This window comes from Bacillus sp. mrc49, from assembly GCF_002803435.1.
Window position 1 is genome coordinate 1 of record NZ_PHNG01000104.1, and the last position, 1,334, is coordinate 1,334.

The window sequence follows — 1,334 nt, forward strand, 5'->3', positions numbered from 1 at the left end:
CGACATCACGTGAACCGGTAAAGCTGATGAAACGTGTACGAGGGTGATCCACTAAATAATCGCCCACCTCGGCACCGCTTCCTGGAATGAAGTTCACGACTCCTGCAGGCAAGCCCGCTTCTTCCAACACCTCGATGAATTTAGCTGCAATGACCGGCGTTGTACTCGCTGGTTTCAATAGAACCGTATTACCTGAAACAAGAGCCGCCGTCGTCATGCCTGCCATGATCGCAAACGGGAAATTCCAAGGTGAGATGATGACACCGACACCAAGTGGAACATAACTGAATGCATTGTGCTCAATCGGACGGCTTTCCACTGGCATGCCGTCTTTAAGCTTCAGCATTTGACGTGCATAGTATTCCATGAAGTCGATTGCTTCCGCTGTATCTGCATCCGCTTCATTCCAAGGCTTTCCTGCTTCTTTAACCAATAGCGCCGAGAAATAATGTTTTCTTCTGCGAACGATGGCTGCAGCCCTGAATAAAATATTGGCACGGACTTCCGCTTTCGTTTTTCTCCAGGTTTGGAATGTCTTATCTGCCGCTTGCATGGCTTGCTCGGCCAAATCCTTATTCGCTTTGGAAACTTCTCCGATAACTTCTTCTTTATTTGCCGGGTTTACAGAGGTAATGACTTCATCAGTAAACACTTTTTCACCATTAATGATTAGCGGGTATTTCTTCCCTAACTCATTAGCTACTTCATTCAATGCCACTTGAAAAGCTTTATCGTTTTCTTCGAGTTTAAAATTAGTAAATGGTTCGTGTTTATATGGTTGGACCATTATGGCTCATCTCCCTAAAGTTAATTTATATTTTTACTTCTCGCTTATTAAACAAGCAATTTCCGTGCCAACTTTTCATTTTATTTAAAAAAATTAATATTTTGCATGAAATTTGCCATGAAAAGCAGTATGTTCGGGGCAAAATCGTCATAGATGCCATTATTTTTTGCTCTAATTCGTATTTTGCACATTCAACCGCAACACTTTTACTAGATGCAATTTTCGTGCCAAACTGATTCATCATGAAAAAGCAGCATTTTTACCTTATTTCGCAAAATATTTTTGCACCCTGCCGCCAAATAATCTTGCTGCGCAAATTTTCATTGCACCTTTTGTTCTATTGCTCTACAATAATCTCTAACATATGAAATAAACTGGGAGGCATTCATGTATTTAGACCAAATCATAAAGATAGAAGGTTTCCAAACCATCCTCTACTCACTTGTGGATGTAATCGATATTGGGATACATATCATTGATACAAAAGGACGGACGATTGTATATAACAAGAAAATGGCTGAAATTGAAGGAATGGAATCTGATGAAG

General features: G+C 40.5%; 1 protein-coding gene. It reads right to left on the reverse strand.

The features are described 5' to 3' along the window. Positions 1 to 787: aldehyde dehydrogenase family protein (locus CVN76_RS00700; RefSeq protein WP_157805389.1), on the reverse strand; the 787-nt coding region annotated here is incomplete at its 3' end. Positions 788 to 1,334: the final 547 nt, after the last annotated feature.